Annotated in this window: 20 protein-coding genes and 1 riboswitch; of the genes, 9 read left to right on the plus strand and 11 right to left on the minus strand. The window is 71.0% G+C overall.

The features are described from left to right. Positions 1-17 precede the first annotated feature (17 nt). Positions 18-1,145: an NADH:flavin oxidoreductase gene (locus ACFYX4_RS11725; protein ID WP_389329805.1), complete on the minus strand. Its 1,128-nt coding sequence runs from the start codon at positions 1,143-1,145 to the stop codon at positions 18-20. Positions 1,146-1,523: 378 nt separating this feature from the next. On the opposite strand from ACFYX4_RS11725, the gene ACFYX4_RS11730 reads away from it, so the two are divergent. Both ACFYX4_RS11730 and ACFYX4_RS11735 read left to right on the plus strand, forming a co-directional pair. Beyond that, positions 1,524-2,417 carry a glycerophosphodiester phosphodiesterase gene (locus ACFYX4_RS11730; RefSeq protein WP_389329808.1) on the plus strand — a complete coding sequence of 298 codons (894 nt, stop codon included), beginning with the start codon at positions 1,524-1,526 and terminating at the stop codon, positions 2,415-2,417. Positions 2,418-2,563: 146 nt separating this feature from the next. Further along, positions 2,564-2,839, plus strand: a complete 276-nt coding sequence (locus ACFYX4_RS11735) for a type II toxin-antitoxin system Phd/YefM family antitoxin (RefSeq protein WP_389329811.1) — start codon at positions 2,564-2,566, stop codon at positions 2,837-2,839. Between the two features lie 171 nt (positions 2,840-3,010). Here ACFYX4_RS11735 and groL read toward each other — a convergent pair whose 3' ends face one another. From groL to thrC, 4 genes are all read right to left on the minus strand, one after another. Next, positions 3,011-4,633 (minus strand): chaperonin GroEL, encoded by a 1,623-nt coding sequence (groL, locus tag ACFYX4_RS11740; protein ID WP_389329814.1) that lies wholly within the window; start codon positions 4,631-4,633, stop codon positions 3,011-3,013. Positions 4,634-4,975: 342 nt separating this feature from the next. Beyond that, on the minus strand, positions 4,976-5,182 hold the full coding sequence (locus tag ACFYX4_RS11745; protein ID WP_016436693.1) for a cold-shock protein: 207 nt from the start codon (positions 5,180-5,182) through the stop codon (positions 4,976-4,978). Between the two features lie 452 nt (positions 5,183-5,634). Further along, positions 5,635-5,910, minus strand: coding sequence for a MoaD/ThiS family protein (locus tag ACFYX4_RS11750; RefSeq protein ID WP_389329818.1), 276 nt, complete (start codon positions 5,908-5,910; stop codon positions 5,635-5,637). An 87-nt stretch (positions 5,911-5,997) separates the two neighbouring features. Further along, a complete protein-coding gene (gene thrC / locus ACFYX4_RS11755; protein ID WP_389329820.1) occupies positions 5,998-7,284 on the minus strand; it encodes a threonine synthase in 1,287 nt (428 codons plus the stop codon). Between the two features lie 18 nt (positions 7,285-7,302). Next, positions 7,303-7,449: riboswitch (SAM riboswitch) on the minus strand. Positions 7,450-7,627: 178 nt separating this feature from the next. Between thrC and ACFYX4_RS11760 the strand changes: the two genes are divergently transcribed. Together ACFYX4_RS11760 and ACFYX4_RS11765 are read left to right on the plus strand one after the other, a co-directional pair. After that, positions 7,628-8,572 carry a glucosyl-3-phosphoglycerate synthase gene (locus ACFYX4_RS11760; protein ID WP_389329823.1) on the plus strand — a complete coding sequence of 315 codons (945 nt, stop codon included), beginning with the start codon at positions 7,628-7,630 and terminating at the stop codon, positions 8,570-8,572. 85 nt (positions 8,573-8,657) lie between these two features. After that, entirely contained in the window at positions 8,658-10,106 is a 1,449-nt protein-coding gene (locus ACFYX4_RS11765) for a trehalose-6-phosphate synthase (RefSeq protein ID WP_389329826.1), read from the plus strand. A 22-nt stretch (positions 10,107-10,128) separates the two neighbouring features. Here the strand turns inward: ACFYX4_RS11765 and otsB are convergent, their stop codons facing one another. From otsB to ACFYX4_RS11780, 3 genes are all read right to left on the minus strand, one after another. Continuing rightward, positions 10,129-10,992 carry a trehalose-phosphatase gene (gene otsB / locus ACFYX4_RS11770; protein ID WP_389329829.1) on the minus strand — a complete coding sequence of 288 codons (864 nt, stop codon included), beginning with the start codon at positions 10,990-10,992 and terminating at the stop codon, positions 10,129-10,131. A 66-nt stretch (positions 10,993-11,058) separates the two neighbouring features. Continuing rightward, positions 11,059-11,301, minus strand: a complete 243-nt coding sequence (locus ACFYX4_RS11775; RefSeq protein WP_389329832.1) for a DUF3263 domain-containing protein — start codon at positions 11,299-11,301, stop codon at positions 11,059-11,061. Between the two features lie 22 nt (positions 11,302-11,323). Next, on the minus strand, positions 11,324-12,604 hold the full coding sequence (locus ACFYX4_RS11780; RefSeq protein WP_389329835.1) for an extracellular solute-binding protein: 1,281 nt from the start codon (positions 12,602-12,604) through the stop codon (positions 11,324-11,326). 161 nt (positions 12,605-12,765) lie between these two features. Between ACFYX4_RS11780 and ACFYX4_RS11785 the strand changes: the two genes are divergently transcribed. The 3 genes from ACFYX4_RS11785 to ACFYX4_RS11795 all read left to right on the plus strand — a co-directional run bounded on the left by ACFYX4_RS11785 (position 12,766) and on the right by ACFYX4_RS11795 (position 16,032). Then, positions 12,766-13,707, plus strand: coding sequence for an ROK family protein (locus tag ACFYX4_RS11785; RefSeq protein ID WP_389329838.1), 942 nt, complete (start codon positions 12,766-12,768; stop codon positions 13,705-13,707). 101 nt (positions 13,708-13,808) lie between these two features. After that, the gene (nagA, locus tag ACFYX4_RS11790; RefSeq protein WP_389329841.1) at positions 13,809-14,939 is read left to right on the plus strand and encodes an N-acetylglucosamine-6-phosphate deacetylase; all 1,131 of its coding nucleotides are present in this window, start codon (positions 13,809-13,811) and stop codon (positions 14,937-14,939) included. Between the two features lie 172 nt (positions 14,940-15,111). Beyond that, positions 15,112-16,032 carry a 1-phosphofructokinase family hexose kinase gene (locus ACFYX4_RS11795; RefSeq protein ID WP_389329844.1) on the plus strand — a complete coding sequence of 307 codons (921 nt, stop codon included), beginning with the start codon at positions 15,112-15,114 and terminating at the stop codon, positions 16,030-16,032. Between the two features lie 16 nt (positions 16,033-16,048). On the opposite strand, the gene ACFYX4_RS11800 is transcribed toward ACFYX4_RS11795, so the two are convergent. After that, a complete protein-coding gene (locus tag ACFYX4_RS11800) occupies positions 16,049-16,999 on the minus strand; it encodes a carbohydrate-binding protein (RefSeq protein WP_389329847.1) in 951 nt (316 codons plus the stop codon). Positions 17,000-17,127: 128 nt separating this feature from the next. Further along, on the minus strand, positions 17,128-18,831 hold the full coding sequence (cdgB, locus tag ACFYX4_RS11805) for a diguanylate cyclase CdgB (protein ID WP_389329850.1): 1,704 nt from the start codon (positions 18,829-18,831) through the stop codon (positions 17,128-17,130). A gap of 346 nt (positions 18,832-19,177) precedes the next feature. Here cdgB and ACFYX4_RS11810 point away from each other — a divergent pair, with 346 nt between their 5' ends. Beyond that, positions 19,178-19,780 carry a flavin reductase family protein gene (locus ACFYX4_RS11810; RefSeq protein ID WP_389330255.1) on the plus strand — a complete coding sequence of 201 codons (603 nt, stop codon included), beginning with the start codon at positions 19,178-19,180 and terminating at the stop codon, positions 19,778-19,780. A 90-nt stretch (positions 19,781-19,870) separates the two neighbouring features. Continuing rightward, positions 19,871-20,428, plus strand: coding sequence for a GNAT family N-acetyltransferase (locus tag ACFYX4_RS11815; protein ID WP_389329853.1), 558 nt, complete (start codon positions 19,871-19,873; stop codon positions 20,426-20,428). 26 nt (positions 20,429-20,454) lie between these two features. Here the strand turns inward: ACFYX4_RS11815 and arfB are convergent, their stop codons facing one another. Next, on the minus strand, positions 20,455-20,892 hold the full coding sequence (gene arfB / locus ACFYX4_RS11820; protein ID WP_389329856.1) for an alternative ribosome rescue aminoacyl-tRNA hydrolase ArfB: 438 nt from the start codon (positions 20,890-20,892) through the stop codon (positions 20,455-20,457). Between the last annotated feature and the right edge of the window lie 9 nt (positions 20,893-20,901).

The raw sequence follows: 20,901 nt of genomic DNA on the forward strand, positions 1-20,901 counted from the left end.
CCGGCCGGCGGATCCGCTCAGCTCAGCGAGCGCAGCGCCGCCGCGTCGTAGGCCGCCAGGTCCGCGAAGCGGCCGTCGAGGACCTTCGCCGCCCACTCCGGGTCCTGGAGCAGGGCCCGGCCGACGGCCACCAGGTCGAACTCGTCGCGCTCCAGGCGGTCGAGGAGGTCGTCGATGCCCTTGACCGGGGAACCCTCGCCCTGGAACCCCTTGATGAAGTCGCCGTCGAGACCCACCGAGCCGACGGTGATGGCGGGCCGGCCGGTGAGCTTCTTCGTCCAGCCCGCGAGGTTGAGGTCGGAGTCGTCGAACTCCGGCAGCCAGTAGCGGCGCGTCGAGGCGTGGAAGGCGTCGACGCCGGCCGCGGCGAGCGGCGCGAGGACGGCCTCCAGCTCCTCCGGGGTCTCGGCGAGACGCGCGTCGTACGCCTCCTGCTTCCACTGCGAGTAGCGGAAGATGATCGGGAAGCCCGGCGAGACGGTCTCCCGGACGGCGGCCACGATCTCGGCGGCGAACTTCGTGCGGGCCACCGGGTCGCCGCCGTAGGCGTCGGTGCGGCGGTTCGTGTGCGCCCACAGGAACTGGTCGACGAGGTAGCCGTGGGCGCCGTGGATCTCCACGCCGTGGAAGCCGATGCGCTCGGCGGCGGCCGCGGCCTGGGCGAACGCGCCGATGACGTCGTCCAGGTCACGCTGGGTCATCGCCTTGCCGGTGACCTCGGAGCCGTCGACGCGGATGCCGGAGGGGCCGACGGCGGGTGCGTCCGCGTAGGGCGGCTCGCCCTGCTTGCGCACCATCCCGATGTGCCACAGCTGCGGGACGATCGTCCCGCCCGCCGCGCTCACGGCCTCGGCGACCTTCGCCCACCCCGCGAGCTGCTCCTCCCCGTGGAACCGGGGCACGCGGTCGCTCTGCCCCGCGGAGTCGTGCCCGACGTACGTCCCCTCGGTGACGATCAGACCGACGCCGGCGGCGGCACGACGGGCGTAGTACGAGACGACGTCGTCGCCGGGTACGCCGCCCGGGGAGAACATGCGCGTCATCGGCGCCATGGCGATGCGGTTGGGGACGGTCAGGCCGTTGATGGCGACCGGCCGGGAGAGGATCTCGGCGGCGCGGGTGGAAGTGCGCGGGGTGGCGCTCACGTGGGGGCTCCTCACAACGGTGGACCAAGCGGTATGTGCACATGCATTCAGTGCCTCTGAACGCTTCAACCGGCTCGGACGCGCCCCGCATTCCTGCTCGGGCCGCCCCGTCCTGTGATCCCGCGCACGCCCGCGCCGGCAGATCCCGCACTCCCGCGTCGGCAGATCCCGCGCACGTCCGCGCCGGCCGTTCGCGTCCACTCCCCACATCCCGCGGCACGCCCCGGCCGTTCGCGATCTGTTCGCCGACGTTTCCCTGAGCGTTTCCCATGATTTCCGCGCCTTCCCGCACGGCGCAGCACCACTGGGCACGGGGTCGCGGCTCCCCCGAAGCTCGTGGTGGAAACCGCCCTCCGAGCCGTGAAAGGCGCCACAGCCATGCCCACACGCCCCTACGCCACGACCGCCACGACGTCCGCCGCCCTCGCCCTGGCCGTGTCCCTGTCCGTGTCGCTGCTCGCGCCCGCCGCCCACGCGGATCCCGCGGCGCCGCTCGTCATCGGTCATCGCGGAGCCGCCGGGCTGGCCCCCGAGAACACCCTGGAAGCCGTCGACCGGGCCGACCGCGCGGGCATCGACTGGGTCGAGGTGGACGTGCAGCGCAGCAAGGACGGTGTCCTGGTGCTCATGCACGACCAGGACCTCGTCCGTACGACCGACGCCGAGAAGGTCTTCCCGCACCGGGCTCCCTGGAAGGTGGGCGACTTCACCTACGCGGAGTTGAGCAGGTTGCGCGCCGGATCCTCCGCCCGCTGGAAGGGCTCCCGCTACGAAGCGGCCCGCATCCCCACCCTCGGACAGCTCCTCGACCGGCTCGACCGCAACAACCAAGGTCTGCTGCTGGAGTTGAAGTGGCCGGGCGCCTTCCCCGGCGTCGTCCAGGACACCCTGCGGGTCCTCGGCCGGAAGGGCTGGCTGGACGCGCGCCACGTCCACAACCGGCTGTACGTGATCAGCTTCCTGCCCGCCGCGCTGAAGACCGTCCGCAGGGAGCGGCCGGACATCAGGCTGGGCATCTGCGACGAGGGGGCGTCGGCGGGCAAGCTGGCGTCGTACGCGAAGTACGTCGACGCGGTCAACCCCGAACACACCTCCGCCACCGCGGAGTTCGTGCGCCGGGCGCACGCGCTCAAGGGCCCGCACGGCAAGCCGCTGAAGGTGTGGCCGTACACGGTGAACGCCCCGCAGCAGGCCCGCCGACTGCGCGATCTGCGCGCGGACGGCTTCACCACCGACTTCCCCGACACGATGAGGCGCGTGCTCGGACAATGACCGTATGACGAAGCGTGCGCTGATACAGGCCGGTGAACTGGAGCGGTCCTGCGTGGTCGCCGACAACACGATGAACCGCGAGCGCAGACCCCGAAGTGCACACAGCGCACACAGCGCACACACCCGCAGGAGTGTACAGTTTGGCCATGGAGACGTATCCACTGCTGGAAGCCCGCAACAGGCTCGGTCAACTGGTGGGCAGGGTCCGGCACGGCCAGGAGCAGATTCTGATCACCGAGTACGGCAAGCCTGCCGCCGCACTCATCCCCATAAGCGAACTGGAAGAACTGCAACGGCTGCGCGACGAGGCGGACATCGCCGAAGTGCGAGCCCGTGAGGCGACTCCGTCCGGCCCTCCCGTGGAGCACGACGCATTCATGGCTCAGCTGGAGGATGAGGACCGCCGGGAGGCCGCCTCGTGACGTACGCGGTGGTGTGGGAACACCACGCCATGAACGAGTTCTGACGGCTCCGTCACGGTTCACGTGCTGAAAGTCGGCCGCAGCAGCTGAAACGCCCGAGGGCGGCACCCCCCGCGTCAGCAGGAGGTACCGCCCTCGGTCCGAAGGACAGGTGATCAACCGTCAGGTCGATCAGAAGTCCATGTCACCGCCCGGCATGCCGCCGCCGGCCGGGGCCGCGGACTTCTCCGGCTTGTCGGCGATGACGGCCTCGGTGGTGAGGAACAGCGCGGCGATCGACGCGGCGTTCTGAAGCGCGGAGCGCGTCACCTTCGCCGGGTCGATGATGCCCTCGGCGATCATGTCGACGTACTCACCGGTCGCGGCGTTCAGGCCGTGGCCGACGGGCAGGTTGCGCACCTTCTCGACGATGACACCGCCCTCAAGGCCGCCGTTGACGGCGATCTGCTTGAGCGGGGCCTCCAGGGCGAGCTTCACGGCGTTGGCGCCGGTCGCCTCGTCACCCTCCAGGTCCAGCTTCTCGAAGACCGTGGAGGCCTGGAGCAGGGCCACGCCGCCACCGGCGACGATGCCCTCCTCGACGGCCGCCTTCGCGTTGCGGACGGCGTCCTCGATGCGGTGCTTGCGCTCCTTGAGCTCCACCTCGGTGGCGGCGCCGGCCTTGATGACGGCCACGCCGCCCGCGAGCTTCGCCAGGCGCTCCTGGAGCTTCTCGCGGTCGTAGTCGGAGTCGGAGTTCTCGATCTCGGCGCGGATCTGGTTCACGCGGCCCGCGACCTGGTCCGAGGAACCGGCGCCGTCGACGATGGTGGTCTCGTCCTTGGTGATGACGACCTTGCGGGCCTTGCCCAAGAGGTCCAGGGAGGTGTTCTCGAGCTTGAGACCGACCTCCTCGGAGATGACCTCGCCGCCGGTGAGGATGGCGATGTCGTTCAGCATCGCCTTGCGGCGGTCGCCGAAGCCCGGGGCCTTGACCGCGACGGACTTGAAGGTGCCGCGGATCTTGTTGACGACCAGGGTCGACAGAGCCTCGCCCTCGACGTCCTCGGCGATGATCAGCAGCGGCTTGCCGCCCTGCATGACCTTCTCCAGGAGCGGGAGCAGGTCCTTGACGTTGGCGATCTTGGAGTTCGCGATCAGGATGTACGGGTCGTCGAGGACGGCCTCCATACGCTCCATGTCGGTGGCGAAGTACGCCGAGATGTAGCCCTTGTCGAAGCGCATGCCCTCGGTGAGCTCCAGCTCCAGACCGAAGGTCTGGGACTCCTCGACCGTGATGACGCCTTCCTTGCCGACCTTGTCCATGGCCTCGGCGATGAGCTCGCCGATCTGGGTGTCGGCGGCGGAGATGGAGGCCGTGGAGGCGATCTGCTCCTTGGTCTCGACATCCTTCGCCTGCTCGAGCAGCGCACCGGAGACGGCCTCGACGGCCTTCTCGATGCCGCGCTTGAGGGCCATCGGGTTGGCGCCGGCGGCTACGTTGCGCAGGCCCTCCTTGACCAGGGCCTGGGCGAGAACGGTGGCGGTGGTCGTACCGTCGCCGGCGACGTCGTCCGTCTTCTTGGCGACTTCCTTGACCAGCTCGGCGCCGATCTTCTCGTACGGGTCCTCGAGCTCGATCTCCTTGGCGATGGAGACACCATCGTTGGTGATCGTGGGGGCGCCCCACTTCTTCTCGAGGACGACGTTGCGGCCCTTGGGGCCGAGCGTCACCTTCACGGCGTCCGCGAGCTGGTTCATGCCGCGCTCGAGGCCGCGCCGCGCCTCCTCGTCGAACGCGATGATCTTGGCCATGTGAAGTGGTCCCTCCAGGACTGGGGGTGATTCCTTCGGACCGCGCCCGCGCCCGCGACGGACGGCTCGCCGGCCTCGTGGTTCCTTCCCACCCGGCCTGCGGGCCTCACCGACCCGGTCCTTCGTTGTCACTCTCACCTTCAGAGTGCTAACGCCAATGATTAGCACTCTGCCTAGGCGAGTGCAAGCGACTCGAAGGGATCCGCAGGTGATCACCGGTGCGCGTCGCGCGCGGACGATCACCGGGCGCGCCGTGCCGCGGGCAGGCCGAAGGGCTCGCACCCCGGGAGGTGCGAGCCCTTCGAAGATGTGCAGAAGAACGTCGCTCAGTCGGCGCGTGCCTCAGCCGGCCGCGAGCCGGACCATGTCCGCCTGCGGCCCCTTCTGGCCCTGCGAGATCTCGAAATCGACCCGCTGACCCTCTTCCAGGGTGCGGTATCCGTCCATCTGGATCGCGCTGTAGTGGACGAAAACATCCGCACCACCGTCGACCGCGATGAAGCCGTACCCCTTCTCCGCGTTGAACCACTTGACGGTGCCCTGAGCCATGCCTAACTCCCCTATTACTGGCCCTTGCACAGATCCACACTTCGCGGATCCGGGTCAGACCTCACCCCCCAGTTGGTTGGGGGCGTGCGCCGGAACGCGTCGACCGCGGCTGAATGTATCTGTCCAACTGCCGTCTGCAACAGGTCAATCGGACGAGAATTCTGGACGCACACGGCCCGGAATGTAATGAGAATTCGCCCGAATCCGGGGCAAATCGGGCCCCGCAAACGTTACAAAAGCCGCAAAAGTGGCGCACACTTTGGCTACTTCTTGTCGGGCGTAAGGCAGAAATCAAAGGCTCCGGATCAACGGATCAGGGTCCGGTTCCCCAACTGTACCGCGCTCAACCACACTGAATTGCCCCCTCCGCTTCTCTTGCGGAGGGGGCAATTCGATGAACTCACGGTAATCACTGTTACCGACGGTTACTACCGGCGGGTACTGACCGTCGGTCAGCCGCCCGCGACAGCCGGAATGATGGACACTCCGGCACCGTCCGGAGTGGCCGTCTCAAGACCCTGTTCGAAGCGGACGTCGTCGTCGTTGACATACACGTTGACGAACCGGCGCAGCTTGCCCTGATCATCGAGAACGCGGGCCGCGATGCCCGTGTGGTTCTTCTCCAGATCGGCGATGACCTCCCCGAGGGTCCCCCCTTCGGCGGAGACCTCGGCCGCGCCACCCGTGTAGGTGCGGAGGATGGTGGGGATGCGGACGTTGACGCTCACGGTGAAACCTCCAGTAGGGCAGCCCACCAAGGGGCGCGGGGAACTGCGCGACCAGCCACCATCGGCCCCGCAGACGAACAACGACTCTTAGGCGAGACCAGCTTCGCGGAACGAGTCCAGGCTGGGACGGATCGTCGCGGTGAGCCCCGTCCCGGCCACCGCGTCCAACGTCTTGAGACCGTCCCCGGTGTTGAGGACGACAGTCGTCAGCGTCGGGTCCAGCACCCCGTTCTCGATCAGCTTGCGCGTGACGCCCACGGTCACCCCACCGGCGGTCTCCGCGAAGATCCCCTCGGTCCGCGCGAGCAGCTTGATCGCGTCCACGACCTGCTCGTCGTTCACGTCCTCCACCGCGCCGCCGGTGCGCCGCGCGATGTCGAGCACGTACGGACCGTCCGCCGGGTTGCCGATCGCCAGCGACTTGGCGATGGTGTTCGGCTTCTGCGGCCGGACGACGTCGTGGCCGGCCTTGTAGGCGACGGACACCGGCGAGCACCCCTCGGCCTGCGCGCCGAAGATCTTGTACGGCTTGTCCTCGACGAGCCCGAGCTTGATCAGCTCCTGGAGCCCCTTGTCGATCTTCGTGAGCTGCGACCCGGAGGCGATGGGCACCACCAGCTGGTCGGGAAGCCGCCAGCCGAGCTGCTCGCAGATCTCGTACGCCAGCGTCTTGGAGCCCTCGGCGTAGTACGGCCGCAGGTTGACGTTGACGAAGCCCCAGCCCTCGCCCGCCGGGTCGCCGATCAGCTCGGAGCAGAAGCGGTTCACGTCGTCGTAGTTGCCCTCGATGCCGACGAGTTCGCCGCCGTAGACCGCCGCCATGACGACCTTGCCCTGCTCCAGGTCGTGCGGGATGAACACGCAGGAGCGGAAGCCGGCGCGGGCCGCGGCGGCGCCCACCGCGCCGGCGAGGTTGCCGGTGGAGGAGCAGGACAGGGTGGTGAAGCCGAAGGCGCGGGCGGCCTCCAGGGCCTGGGCGACGACCCGGTCCTTGAAGGAGTGGGTCGGGTTGCCGGAGTCGTCCTTGACGAAGAGCTTGCCGGGCTCGACGCCGAGCTCACGCGCGAGGTTGTCGGCCTGGACGAGCTTGGTCCAGCCGGGGTTGATGTTCGGCTTGTCCGCGACGTCCGCCGGGACGGGCAGGAGCGGGGCGTAGCGCCAGATGTTCGCGGGGCCCGCTTCGATGCGCTTGCGGAGCTCTTCGGTGTCGTAGGCCGAGAAGTCGTAGGCGATCTCCAGCGGGCCGAAACACTCCTCGCACGCGAAGACCGGACCGAGGGGGACGCGGTGACCGCATTCGCGGCAGCTCAGCGCGGCGGCGGGGCCGAGGTCCACGGTGGATTCGGTGGTGCTTGCAACAGTCTGCGCAGCCATGTGAGGCGAGGCCCTTTCTCCTCATCTTCCTCACGACGCATCTCGCCGTGAGACGGATTTGGCACCTTCCCGAGCCGGGAGCCTCGCCACTTCGACGTGTCGAGACCGGCTGGAGGGTTGCCGGGGCTTCATCGGGCCGTGTCCCTCTGCCCCTCTGGATGAGCGGTATGTGGTTGTTGAGCGCTGAACGCCGGATGACCCCGGACATGCGATGGTCATCCGCGTTGTTCAAGACTGTAACCGACGGCCAGGACAGTTGAGATAGTCGTCCGAACCGCGAGACGGATCACACGGTGACGCCGTGTGCACCTGGTGTGATCACGACAGTGAGGAGCCGCAGACCGTGCTGGAAGAAGTCGAGCGCTGGCTGGCCACCCGCTCCTGGTCGGTGACCGATCGCCCGCTGCACAGGATCATGGCCGCCAAGCGCGCCACGGGCCAGTCGGTGTCCGTGGTGCTGCCCGCGCTGAACGAGGAGGAGACGGTAGGCGACATCGTCGCGATCATCCGTCACGACCTCATGCAACAGGTCCCGCTCGTCGACGAGATCGTCGTCGTCGACTCGGGCTCCACCGACCGCACCTCGCAGGTGGCCGCGGCGGCGGGCGCGCGCGTCGTGCACCGGGACGCGATCCTGCCCCGCATCCCGGCGGTGCCCGGCAAGGGCGAGGTGCTGTGGCGCTCGCTCCTGGTCACCACCGGGGACGTCGTCTGCTTCGTCGACGCCGATCTGCGGGAGTTCTCCTCCGACTTCGTGTCGGGGATCGTCGGCCCGCTGCTCACCGATCCCGGCGTGGACCTGGTCAAGGCGATGTACGACCGTCCGCTGGGCGGCGCCGCGGGACAGGGCGGCCGGGTGACGGAGCTGATGGCACGGCCGCTGCTGAACCTGCACTGGCCGCAGCTGGCGGGCTTCGTGCAGCCGCTGGGCGGGGAGTACGCGGCCCGCCGCGGTCTGCTGGAGCAGCTGCCGTTCCCGGTCGGGTACGGCGTGGAGCTGGGGATGCTGGTCGACGCGCTGCACCTGGTGGGCCTGGACGCCCTCGCGCAGGTCGACGTGGGCGTGCGCAAGCACCGGCACCAGGACGGGCAGGCGCTGGGCCGGATGGCGGCGGCGATCTACCGCACGGCGCAGTTGCGGCTGGCGCGCGGGCACCTCGTGCGCCCCGCGCTCACCCAGTTCGAGCGGGGAGCGGACGGTTTCGAGCCGCGCACCCACTCGGTGGACACGGAGGAGAGGCCGCCGATGGCGGACATCGCGGAGTACGCGGCGCGCCGGGTGGCGTGACCGCTCGGTGAGCAGGATGTATACGGGCGTTCGCTGAGTGCTTCCGTACGTTTGAGCGTTTCCCGTGCGGGCTAGGTTGAGGCGTATGGCTTCCACGGGTTCCACTGCTTCCGAGCGTGACGCGGCTGCTCAGGTGCTGGTCGCGTCCAACCGCGGCCCGGTGTCCTACTCGGTGGGCGAGGACGGCTCGCTGACGACGAAACGCGGCGGCGGGGGCCTGGTCTCGGGGCTGTCGGCGATCGGCTCGGACGCGGACGCCCTCTGGGTCTGCTCGGCGCTCTCCGACGACGACCGCGAGGCCGTACGGCGCGGGGTGGGCGAGGACGGGGTGCGGATGCTCGACATCCCCGCGGACGTGCACGCCGACGCGTACAACGGCGTCGCCAACTCCGTGCTGTGGTTCGTCCACCACCTGCTTTACCAGACCCCGCTGGAGCCGGTGTTCGACGCGGAGTTCCGGCGTCAGTGGGCGTCGTACGAGACGTACAACCGCGCCTTCGCGGAGGCGCTGGCCGAGGAGGCGGCGCAGGGCGCGGCCGTCCTCGTGCAGGACTACCACCTCTGCCTGGTCCCGGGGATGCTCCGCGAGCTGCGCCCCGACCTGCGCATCGGCCACTTCTCGCACACGCCGTGGGCGCCGGTGGACTACTTCCGCCTGCTGCCCTCCGACGTCCGGGAGCAGTTGCTGCGGGGCATGCTCGGCGCGGACCGGCTGGGCTTCCTCACCCGCCGCTGGGCGGACGCGTTCACCGCGTGCTGCGACGAGTTCGCCGGCGGGCTGGGCGGGACGGAGATCGGCGTGCACGGGCTCGGCGCGGACGCCGACTTCCTGCGCGCCCGCTCCCACGAGCCGGACGTCGAGGAGCGCATCACGGCGCTGCGCGAGGAGATCGGCGCGGCGCCCGACGGCGGCGCGCGCCGGACGATCGTCCGCGTGGACCGCACCGAGCTGTCGAAGAACATCGTCCGCGGGCTGCTGGCCTACCGGCAGCTCCTCGACGACCAGCCGGAGTGGCGCGAACGCGTCGTCCACGTCGCCTTCGCCTACCCCTCCCGCCAGGACCTCGCCGTGTACCGCGACTACACCGCCGAGGTGCAGCGGGTCGCGGGGGAGATCAACGAGCGGTACGGCACGCCCGGCTGGACCCCGGTCGTCCTGCACGTCAAGGACGACTTCGCCCGCTCCCTGGCCGCCTACCGGCTCGCGGACGTGGCCCTGGTCAACCCGATCCGCGACGGCATGAACCTCGTCGCGAAGGAGGTGCCGGTCGTCTCCGACGACGGCTGCGTGCTGGTGCTCTCCCGGGAGGCGGGCGCGTACGCGGAACTCGGCGACGACGCGATCGTGGTGAACCCCTACGACGTGCTGGAGACCGCCCGCGCCCTGCACGAGGCCCTCAACACCGGGCCGCAGGAGCGGGCGGAGCACACCAAGCGGCTGGCGGCGGCCGCCACCGCGCTGCCCCCGGCCCAGTGGTTCCTGGACCAGTTGCAGGCGCTGCGGGAAATCCAGCGGGATGCCCAGCCCGGCTGAGGGTGAGCCCGGCTGACGGTGTTCAGCCCAGCTGGGCGGCGAGCGCGCGCAGCAGCCGTACGACGCCCGCGGGCCCGTCGACGACGAGGTCGGCCCGCTCGGACAGCTCGGTGACCTCGGCGCTGCCGCTGGCCACGAGCAGGCCGGGCAGGCCCTCCGAGCGGAGCTTCTCGACGGCGGCGAAGGCCGGGAGGTCGCCGAGGTCGTCGCCGGCGTAGAGGACGGACTCGGCACCGATCTCACGCACGTACTCCGTCAGGGCCACCCCCTTGTCCACGCCGGGGGGCCGCAGTTCCAGGACCATCCGGCCCGGCTCGACGATCAGCCCGTGCCGGGCGGCGAGGTCGGTGAGCGGCTGCCGCAGCGCCTCGAACGCGGCCTGCGGGTCCTCGGCGCGGCGCGTGTGCACGGCGACGGCCCGGCCCTTCTCCTCCACCCACGTGCCCTGCCACGCCCCGGCCGCCTCCAGCACGCCCGGCAGGTCGGCGCGGGCGGCGGCGACACCGGGGTGCGGGGCGGGGGCGCTGACCTCGCCGGTGCGGGCGTCCCAGCGTTCGGCGCCGTAATGCCCGAGCACCACGAGCCGGTCCAGTCCGGGCACGTCGGCGAAGCCGCCGTTGCGCACGGCCACGGCGGGGGGCCGCCCGGTGACGACGGCGACGGAGGCGATCTTCGGGGCGAGCGCCGCGAGCGCGGGGACGGCGTCGGGGTGCGCGCGGGCGTCGTCGGGGTTCTCGACGATCGGGGCGAGCGTGCCGTCGAAGTCGAGCGCGACGAGAGCGGCGCCGGGCCGCGCCCGGATCACGTCCAGCGCCTCTCGCCCGTACGCGGTGGTGGGGGTGGGGAGCGCTGCGGATTCCGCGGGGTGCGTCTCTTGGGTGCCCATACGGTGACGATAGCTGCGGGGGGTGTGCCTGCGGCAATCACAGCCCGCCCGGAGTTGCCCCGGTCGTCAACGGTCCCCCCGGCGGGCCTCCCGGACTCTGCGGAGGCGGTTCACCGTCACCGGGTCGTGGGCGAGGGCCCGGGGGTCGTCGAGGAGGGCGTTCAGGAGCTGGTAGTAGCGGACCGGGGACAGCCCCAGTTCCTCGCGGATCGCCCGCTCCTTGGCCCCGGGCCCGGAGAACCCGCGCCGCTCCAGGGCGAGGACGTCCCGCTCCCTCGCCCCCAGCCCTTCTTCCTCCGCCCGTTCCATGCCCGCACGGTAGCCCAACCGCTCAGCCGGCGGAGCTGTCCGCGGTCGTCGCCGCCGTCTGGAGCTCGCTCAGGACGCCCGCCGGGCTGCCGTTCGCGGCGACGGCGAGGCCGATCCGCCGCTTGATGTCCGCGCTGACCGTCGCCCACGAGGTCCGCCCGACGGGGTACGACTCGGAGACGGGGAGCATCTCCAGGAACGGCCGCAGGTCCGCGTCCTCCGGGGTGGTGCTCATGGTCTGGGAGGCGGAGTTGGTGACCGGCAGCAGGTCGTACTCGCGGGAGAAGGCGAGCACGTTCTCCTCGTCGTAGACGAAGTCGAGGAAGTCGCCGATCTGTTCGGCGTGCCCGTTCTGCTTGAAGGCGGTCATCCAGTCGGCGACGCCGAGGGAGGTCCGGCTCGGCCCGTCGGCGCCCGGCATGGCCACCATCCCGAACTGGACGCCCTTCTTCTCGGCCATCTTCATCAGCGAGGGATGCCCGTTGAGCATCCCGACCTGTCCGGCGGCGAACGCGGAGAACGCGGCGGCCCGGTTCAGTTTGCCCGGCGCGACCGGCCCGGTCAGCCCCCCGCCGACCAGCTTGTCCTTCAGCCAGGTGAACGTCTCGACGTTCTCGGTGGAGTCGAAGTTGTAGCCGGTGGCGCTCGGGGTGTAGCCGCCCCCGCCGCTGAGCAGCCACTGAAGGGTCTCGGCCTGGGCCTCCTCGGGGCCGAGGGGCAGCGCGTAGGGGTACTTCACGCCCTCCTCCTTGAGCGCCTCGGCGTCCTCGGCGAGCTCGGCCCAGGTGGTCGGCGGGGTGATGCCGGCCTTGGCGAAGAGGGTCTTGTTGTAGAAGAGCAGCCGGGTGGAGGAGGCGAACGGCATGCCGTACTGCACCCCGCGCACCTCGCCCGCGTCGGCGAGCTGGGAGACGAAGTCGGCCTGGACGGGGATGGAGAGCACGTCGCCGGCCTTGTAGAGCAGGTCGGCGGCGGCGTAGTCGGAGTAGGCGCCGATCTGCGCCATGTCGGGCGCGTCACCCGCCTTGACCAGCTGCTTGACCTTGGCGTCGACGTCGTTCCAGGAGTACACGGCGACATCGACGGTGACGCCGGGGTGGTCGGCCTCGTAGGCCTGGACGAGCTTGTCCCAGTACTTCTGGGAGCTGTTGGCGCCGCTGTCGCCGTAGTCGGCGGCGACGAGCTTCAGCGTGACGTCGCCGGAGTCGCCGGTGACCCCGCAGCCGGCGAGGACCGCCGTCATCCCGAGGGCGGACATCGCCGCGATCGTCCCCGCCGTCGACTTTCCTGCGCGCAGCCGCATGCCTCTCCGCTCCCCTGAAGGCCGTTGCCGCTCAGGGCTCCGGCCGGTGTGACCACACCGTCAAATGAATGTTCCGACCAATTAAACCGCTATCCGGACTGAGGTCTATGCCACGTAAGTGGACTAGACCTCTTGAGGGTACTCGGTCCACACTGTTCCCCGTGAGACATGTCATCGCCCTCGACGTGGGCGGCACCGGGATGAAGGCCGCACTGGTCGGCGCGGACGGCGCGCTGCTGCACCGCGCCCGCCGGGCCACCGGACGCGGACGCGGCCCCGACGCGGTCGTCGCCGGCATCCTCGACTTCGCCGCCGAACTGCGCGCCCACGGCGCCGAACACCTCGGCGAGCCCGCGTCCGCGGCGGGCGTCGCGGTCCCCGGCATCGTCGACGAGGACCGGGGCACCGCCGTCTACGCGGCCAACCTCGGCTGGCGCGACGTCCCGCTGCGCGACCTGATCGCCGCGGAACTGGGCCTTCCGGTCGCCCTCGGCCACGATGTGCGCACCGGCGGACTCGCCGAGGGCCGCATCGGCGCGGGCCGGGGCGCCGACCGTTTCCTGTTCGTGGCGCTGGGCACCGGGATCGCGGGCGCCATCGGCGTCGACGGCCGGGTCGAGGCGGGCGCGCACGGCTTCGCCGGCGAGATCGGCCATGTCGTCGTACGGCCCGGCGGGACGCCCTGTCCGTGCGGTCAGCGCGGCTGTCTGGAACGGTTCGCGTCCGCTGCGGCGGTGAGCGAGGCGTGGGCGGCGGCCTGCGGGGACCCGGCGGCGGACGCGGCGGACTGCGCGAAGGCCGTCACGTCCGGCGACCCGAACGCCGTCCGGATCTGGCAGGACGCCGTGGACGCCCTGGCCGACGGCCTGGTCACCGCGCTCACCCTGCTGGACCCCCGCACCCTCGTCATCGGTGGCGGGCTGGCCGAGGCGGGGGAAACCTTGTTCACACCACTACGGGACGCCGTCCGGCACCGCGTCACCTTCCAAAAACTCCCGGAGATCGTCCCGGCGGCCCTGGGCGACACCGCCGGATGCCTGGGCGCGGGTCTCCTGGCCTGGGATCTCCTCGACACAACCGACGGCACGGAGGTAACGCCCTGATGGTCACCCCCCTAGGGGCGCGGGACAGCGCCGATATGCGGCTCCGCCGCGGGGCGCGACCAGCCCCGACGCTCCCGCAGCCCGCAACCGCCGGAACCCCGATGGTGCTCACCGGCGCGAACGTGATCCTGCCCACCGGAACCGTCGAAGGCGGCCACGTCGTCGTCGAGGGCAGGAAAATCGCCGGCGCCGCCCCGGAGAACGCTCACCGGATCGACCTCACCGGCCACTACGTAGTGCCCGGCTTCGTCGACATCCACAACCACGGCGGCGGCGGAGCCTCCTTCTCCGGCCCGGTGGACGCCGTGCAGACGGCCATCCGCACCCACCGCCGGCACGGCACCACCACCCTCGTCGCCTCCACCGTCACCGACGACATGGACCTCCTGGTCCGCCAGGCCGGCCTGCTCAGCGAGCTCGCCGAGCAGGGCGACCTGGCCGGCGTCCACTTCGAGGGCCCGTTCATCTCGCCGTGCCGCAAGGGCGCGCACTCCGAGGGGCTGCTGCGCGACCCCGACCCGGCGCAGGTGCGCAAGCTGATCGACGCCGCGCGCGGGCAGGCGAAGATGGTCACGCTCGCCACCGAACTGCCGGGCGGCATCGACTCCGTACGGCTGCTGGCCGAGCACGGGGTGATCGCCGCCGTCGGCCACACGGACGCCACGTACGAGCAGACCGTCGAGGCGATCGAGGCGGGCGCCACGGTCGCCACCCACCTCTTCAACGCGATGCCCGCCCTCGGCCACCGCTCCCCCGGCCCGATCGCCGCCCTGCTCGAGGACGAACGGGTCACGGTCGAGCTGATCAACGACGGCGTCCATCTGCACCCGGCCGCGCTGGAGCTGGCGTTCCGTCACGCGGGCGCGCACCGGGTGGCGTTCATCACGGACGCGATGGACGCGGCCGGCTTCGGCGACGGCCGCTACGACCTCGGGCCGCTGGCGGTGGACGTCACCGACGGGGTGGCCCGGCTGGTGGAGGGCGGCTCGATCGCGGGCTCCACCCTCACCCTGGACCGCGCCTTCAAGCGGGCGGTGACGGTCGACCGCATCTCGGTAGAGGACGCGGTGACGGCCCTGTCCACGACCCCGGCCCGGCTGCTCGGCATGGCCGACACGGTGGGCTCCCTGGAACCCGGCAAGGACGCCGACCTGGTCCTCCTGGACGAGAACTTCGACCTCAAGGGCGTGATGCGCAAGGGGGATTGGGTGGTGGATCCCCAACTGGGCTGAATCGTCCGCCCGTACGGAGACGGTGACCGACCCGGGACTGGGCCGGTCGGCGTCTCTTTGGCATGATCGTGCCTCCGGAAAACGGAAACCCCGCGTCCACAGGACCGGAACCCGAAACCCGGATCATGCGAACGGACGGCGAACAGCCGGCAATCGGGGGAGGGCGGACCAGGTGATCCTCACCGTCGCGCTGAACACCGCTCTCGACGTCACCTACCGCGTCCCGGCGCTGCGGGCGCACAGCTCGCACCGGGTGACGCAGGTGACGGAGCGGCCCGGCGGCAAGGGGCTGAACGTGGCGCGCGTGCTGGCGGCGCTCGGCCACGAGGCGACCGTCACCGGCTTCGCGGGCGGCCCCACCGGCCGGGTGGTCCGCGACCGCCTGACCGGCGTCGCCGACGCGCTGATACCGATATCCGGCGTCACCCGCCGCACGGTCGCCGTCGTCGACGAACGCACCGGCGACACCACCCGGTTCGACGAGCCCGGCCCGCTCATCACGCCCGCCGAGTGGTCCGCCTTCCAGGAGGCGTACGAGGATCTGCTGCCCGGCGCGGAGGCGGTGGCCCTGTGCGGGTGTCTGCCGCCGGGGGTGCCGGTGGGCGCGTACGCGGGCCTGGTGCGTCTCGCGCGCGCCGCGGGCGTGCCCGTGCTGCTGGACACCGGCGGGGAGCCGCTTCGCCGAGCGGTCGCCGCCCGCCCCGATCTGATCAAGCCGAACGCCGACGAACTGGCCGAACTCACCGGCTCGCACGAGCCGTTGCGGGCCACCCAGGACGCCCGTCGGCGCGGCGCCCGGTCCGTGGTGGCCTCCCTGGGCCCCGAGGGCCTGGTCGCGGCGACCCCCGAGGGCCGCTGGCGCGCCGTCCCGCCCGCCCGGCCGCGCGCCAACGCGACCGGCACCGACGACTCCGTCACCGCCGGACTGCTGTCCGGCCTCGTCGAGCGCCTGCCCTGGCCGCGGACCCTGGCCCGCGCGGTCGCCCTGTCCGCGGCGACGGCCCTGTCCCCGGCGGCCGGCGAGTTCGACCGGGCCGCCTACGAGGAACTGCTCGGCGGGGTCGCGGTGACCGGCGAGGTCAGCGCGGCCTGACCGCCCGCGCCCGCCGCTACTCCTTGACCTGGCCCTTCTTCAGCCACACCTGGTCCAGCAGCACGTTGCACTTGTCGCCGTTCTCGCAGGAGATCGAGATCGTGTTGGTGCCCTTGGTGAGCGTGGGCCAGGCGTAGGTGGTGGTCCAGCCCTTGGCGAAGTCGCCGTTGGCGGCCTTGGCGTAGTTGTCCATGCTCAGCTTGGAACCGAAGGCCTTGCCGTTGACGGTGAGCGTCATCGACTGGTTCTCGCCGGCCGTGCTGTAGTGGGCGAAAAGCGTGTAGGCGCCCTTCGAAGGGATGCCGTCGACGGTCCAGGTGACGGAGTTGCCGACCTGGTTGAGGTTGGCGTAGACGCCACCGTCGGACTGCGCGTTCGGGACGTCCGAAGCCAGGGCGGCGGCGCCGCCGAGGCGCAGCGTCTTGGCGTCCGCCGTCGGCAGCTCGACGTCCTGCGAGGAGTCGCCGCTGCCGGACGGGCTGGGCGAGGCGCTCGCCGCGGCGGACGGCGCGGTGGAGGGCTGGCCGCCGGTCGCCTTGTCGTCGCCGTCGGTGTCGCCGTTCGACATGGCCACCGCTATGCCGACCACGACCGCGGCGACGACCGCGACCGCGCCGATCAGCAGACCCTTGGTGTTGGGGCCGCGGCCCCGGCCGCCGCCGGGCGGGGGCTGCCGGTTGCCGGTGGGCACCCCGCCGCCGGGGAAGGTCTCGGGTGCGGCGTAGTGAGAGTTGGGCTGGCCGTACGCGCCCTGCTGCGGCACCGTCGCCTGCCGGTACTGAGCGGTCGGCTGCTGCTGCGGCTGGCCGTACTGGCGCTCGCCGACGGCACGCACTCGGCTGACCGAGTTCGGGTAGCCGTAGCCCCCGGAGGGCGGCTGAGCCCCGTTGGCCTGACCGTCGGCGTAGAGGTAGCCGAACGGGTCGTCGTCCTCGGGCGTGCTCGCGCCGTTGTTGCCGGGCGTCATCCCTTCGTACTCCTCAACAGTGCGGGGCGGATCGATTCGTGCGGAGACAGCGAGCCTACCCGCTCCCCGCCCCCCAAACGGGTGACTCGGGTCGCATCAACTCCGCGACGGGGCCGCCGACCTGGTGATCATCCCGCGCGCCGGTGCTGTTTGGGACGAGATCGTTTCTCGACGTACATGCGCTCGTCCGCCGACTTCAGGACCTCGTCGGCGGTCATCCCGCAGTGCGCCCAGCCGATGCCGAAGCTGGCGCCCACGCGGACGGCCCGGCCCTCGGCGCGGATCGGCTGGATGATCTCGTTGCGCAGGCGTACGGCGAGGTCCTGGGCGTCGGCCCGGCCTAGGCCGTCGGCGAGTATCACGAACTCGTCGCCGCCGAGCCGGGCGACGGTGTCGCCGTCGCGGACCCCGCGCGAGAGCCGTCGGGCGACCTCGATGAGGACGGCGTCGCCGGCGTTGTGCCCGAAGCGGTCATTGATCGACTTGAAGCCGTCGAGGTCGCAGAAGAGGACCGCGAGCCCCTTGGTGCCGTCGTCGCGCGCGCTCTCCTCGGGGGCGACGGTGTGCACATGGTGGTCGTAGGCGTCGAAGGCCTCGGCGCCGCCGGGCCGGTAGTCGAAGCCGTGGCCGTTGGCGTCGAAGGCGGGATGGCCGAAGGCGGCCTCCGCGGTGCCTATCGCGTCCATGACGTTCATGGCGTCCATGGCGTCGACGGCGGCGGGGTGGGCGGACTGCGGGCGCTGACAGAGCCGGGAGGAGAGGCGGGAGCGCAGTTCGGCTGAGTTCGGCAGGCCGGTGAGGGAGTCGTGGGAGGCCCGGTGGGCGAGCTGGAGCTCGCGGCGCTTGCGTTCCTCTATGTCCTCGACGTGGGTCAGGAGGAAGCGGGGCCCGTCGGCGGCGTCGGCGACCACGGAGTTGCGCAGCGAGACCCAGACGTACGTGCCGTCGCGGCGGCCGAGGCGCAGCTCGGCGCGTCCGCCCTCGGCGGAGGTGCGGAGCAGGGTGCCTATGTCCTCGGGGTGGACGAGGTCGGAGAAGGAGTAGCGGCGCATCGCGGACGCGGGGCGGCCCAGCAGCCGGCACAGGGCGTCGTTGGTGCGCAGGATCCGGCCGTGCTGGTCGCCGCCCATCTCGGCGATGGCCATGCCGGAGGGGGCGTACTCGAAGGCCTGCCGGAAGGATTCCTCACTGGCGCGCAGGGCCTGCTGCTCGCGTTCGAGTCTGACCAGTGCCCGTTGCATATTCGCGCGTAGACGTGCGTTGCTGATCGCGATGGCTGCCTGGAACGCATACATCTGGAGTGCTTCGCGCCCCCAGGCGCCGGGCCGGCGGCCGTTGCGCGGGCGGTCCACGGAGAGCACGCCGATCAGTTCGCCGCAGGAGCTGGCGCCGGGCGCGGCGGGCGTGTACATCGGCGCGAAGAGCCGGTCGGAGGGGTGCCACTCGTCCTCGAAGCGGGGCGCGGGACCGTCGGTGTACCACTGCGGGACGTCGTCGTCGTCGAGGATCCAGCCCTCGGTGTGGGGTATGAAGATCAGGTCGCCCCAGGCCTCCCCCATGTTCAGCCGCCGCTCCCAGGAGTCGCGCGAGCCGACCCGGCCGGTGATCAGGGCCTCGGCGGCGGGGTTGCCGGAGAAGGCGGCGACGACCAGGTCGCCGTCGGGGCGCACGAGGTTCACGCACGCCAACTCGTAGCCCAGTGCGGTCACCACGCCGTCGGCGACGGTCTGCAATGTGTCGGCCAGGCTCCGTGCCGTGTTCATCTCGGCCATGACCTGGTGCAGCTGTCGCAGGGACGCAAGGCGGACATACGGCTCCGACTCGGTCTCCATGCTTCGCCCTCCCCCCGAGACTTCGCAGCGAATCAAGGGTTGCCTTCGGCGTGACGTCGTTGCTGTCGTCTTCTGTCGTTTCTGTAACGCCTCCGCCACTGAATCACAGCGCGCTGCTCACTCGGTACACAGGGTCAACAATTCATGGCTCTTGTGACTCAAGTCACATAAGAACGTGAACATTTGAGTGATGATTCTGCGTTTTTCCTGTGCTTTTACTGAGCGCATGACGCAGCGTGCCGCCGAGCTTACGGGAATCGGTCCGCGGACCTACGACCGCCTTCGGGCGGAGGTCCGATGCGGGGCGCCCCGGGCGGACACTAGCGTGCGGGACGTGCCTTCCCACATGCCTTCCGAGGTGCTCCCGCCGCACCCCCCGCCGGCTCCCCCCGCCCCCGCCGTCCCGCCGGGCTCCGGGCATGCTGTGGGAGTGAGCGACGACGAGTTCCGCGCCTCCCTGTCCCGGCTCGCCGGCGGTGTGGTCCTGGTGACCGCGCAGGAGCCGCCGCTGGACCCGGACGACCCGGGGGCGCCCCAGGGCGAGTACGCCGGCATGACGGCGACCGCCTTCCTGTCCGTGTCCCTCGACCCGCCGCTGGTCCTGGTCAGCCTGCGCACGGGTTCCCGGATGGACGACCTGCTCGAGGAACAGCCCCTGTGGGCGGTGTCGGTGCTCTCGGAGAGCCAGCGGCACATCGCCGGGCGCTTCGCGATGAAGGGCCGCCTCAGCGACCGCCTCCTCTTCGAGGACATCCCCTACGTCCCCGGCGAGGCCACCGGCGCGCCCCTGGTGGGCGGCGCGCTGTCCACGCTGGAGTGCCGCACCGAGCAGCGGGTGGAGGCGGGCGACCACACGCTGGTGATCGGACGCGTGCTGACCGCGCGCGTGCCGAGCGCGGAAGGCGGCCCGCTGCTGTATTTCAAGGGGCGTTACCGGCAGTTGGGCTGAGGCGGTCGTGCTGAAGCAGTCGGGCTGAGGCAGTCGGGCTGAACGGTAATTCAGTTGGCCCGGCGAAGATCACCGTCTTAGCGTGCGGGCATGACGCTCCCCGCCTCTTCTCCTTCCCCCTCTCCCGCTCCCTCTTCTTCAGGGACTTCCCTCAAGCTCGAAGAAATCACACGCGCGAATGTGGAAGCCGCGCTCGCCATTCAGGTCCGCCCCGAGCAGGAATTCGCGGTGTCCTCGGTGGCGAAGTCCCTCGCCGAGGCGTACGTGTATCCGGAGGCCTGGCCGCGTCTGATCGTCGACGACGGCCGGCCCGTCGGCTTCCTCATGGCCTTCTTCGACATCGACTGGAAGGAGGACGGCGGCAGCCTGATCCGCTCCGGCCTCTGGCGACTGAACATCGCCGCCGCCGAACAGGGCCGCGGTTACGGGCGGTTCGCCGTCGAGTCCGTCGCCGCCGAGATCCGCCGCCGCGGCGGCAAGCAGCTCTACGTCACCTGGCACCCCGGCGCCCACGGCCCCGAAAACTTCTACCTGGGCCTGGGCTTCCGGGACACGGGCGAGAGGAGCGAGGGGGAGACGGTGGGGGTGCTGGAGCTGGACTCGAGAGAGCTGGACTCGAGAGAGCTGGACTCGCGAGAGCTGGACTGAGGCGGGGCGCCTGGGCTCACGGGAGGTCAGCTCCAGTCGCGGCCGGTCCTGCCGCGTTTCGTCTCCGAGCGCTGCTTCTTCTCTCTCAGGCGGCGTTCGTTGATGCCGCGGGGGATGCGGGTGGCGCGGCGCGGCTTCGGCGGGGGCGCCGTCGCCTCGGCGAGGAGGGCGGCGAGGCGCACGGCGGCCGTCTCCCGGTTGCGCCACTGCGAGCGGTGCTCGGAGGCGCGGACGCTGACGACCCCGTCGACGAGCCGCCCGGCGAGCCGCTCGAGGGCGCGCGCCTTCCACACCTCGGGCAGCGCCTCGGTGCGGGCGAGGTCGAAGCGCAGCTCCACCTGCGAGTCGCTGGTGTTGACGTGCTGCCCGCCCGGCCCCGAGGACCGCGAGAAACGCCACATGAGCTCGGCCTCGGGGAGCGAGACGGAGCCGCGGACTACATAGGGACCGGACATGCCGTACATGTTCCCGGC

Source organism: Streptomyces sp. NPDC002328, assembly GCF_042890065.1.
Classification (GTDB): domain Bacteria; phylum Actinomycetota; class Actinomycetes; order Streptomycetales; family Streptomycetaceae; genus Streptomyces.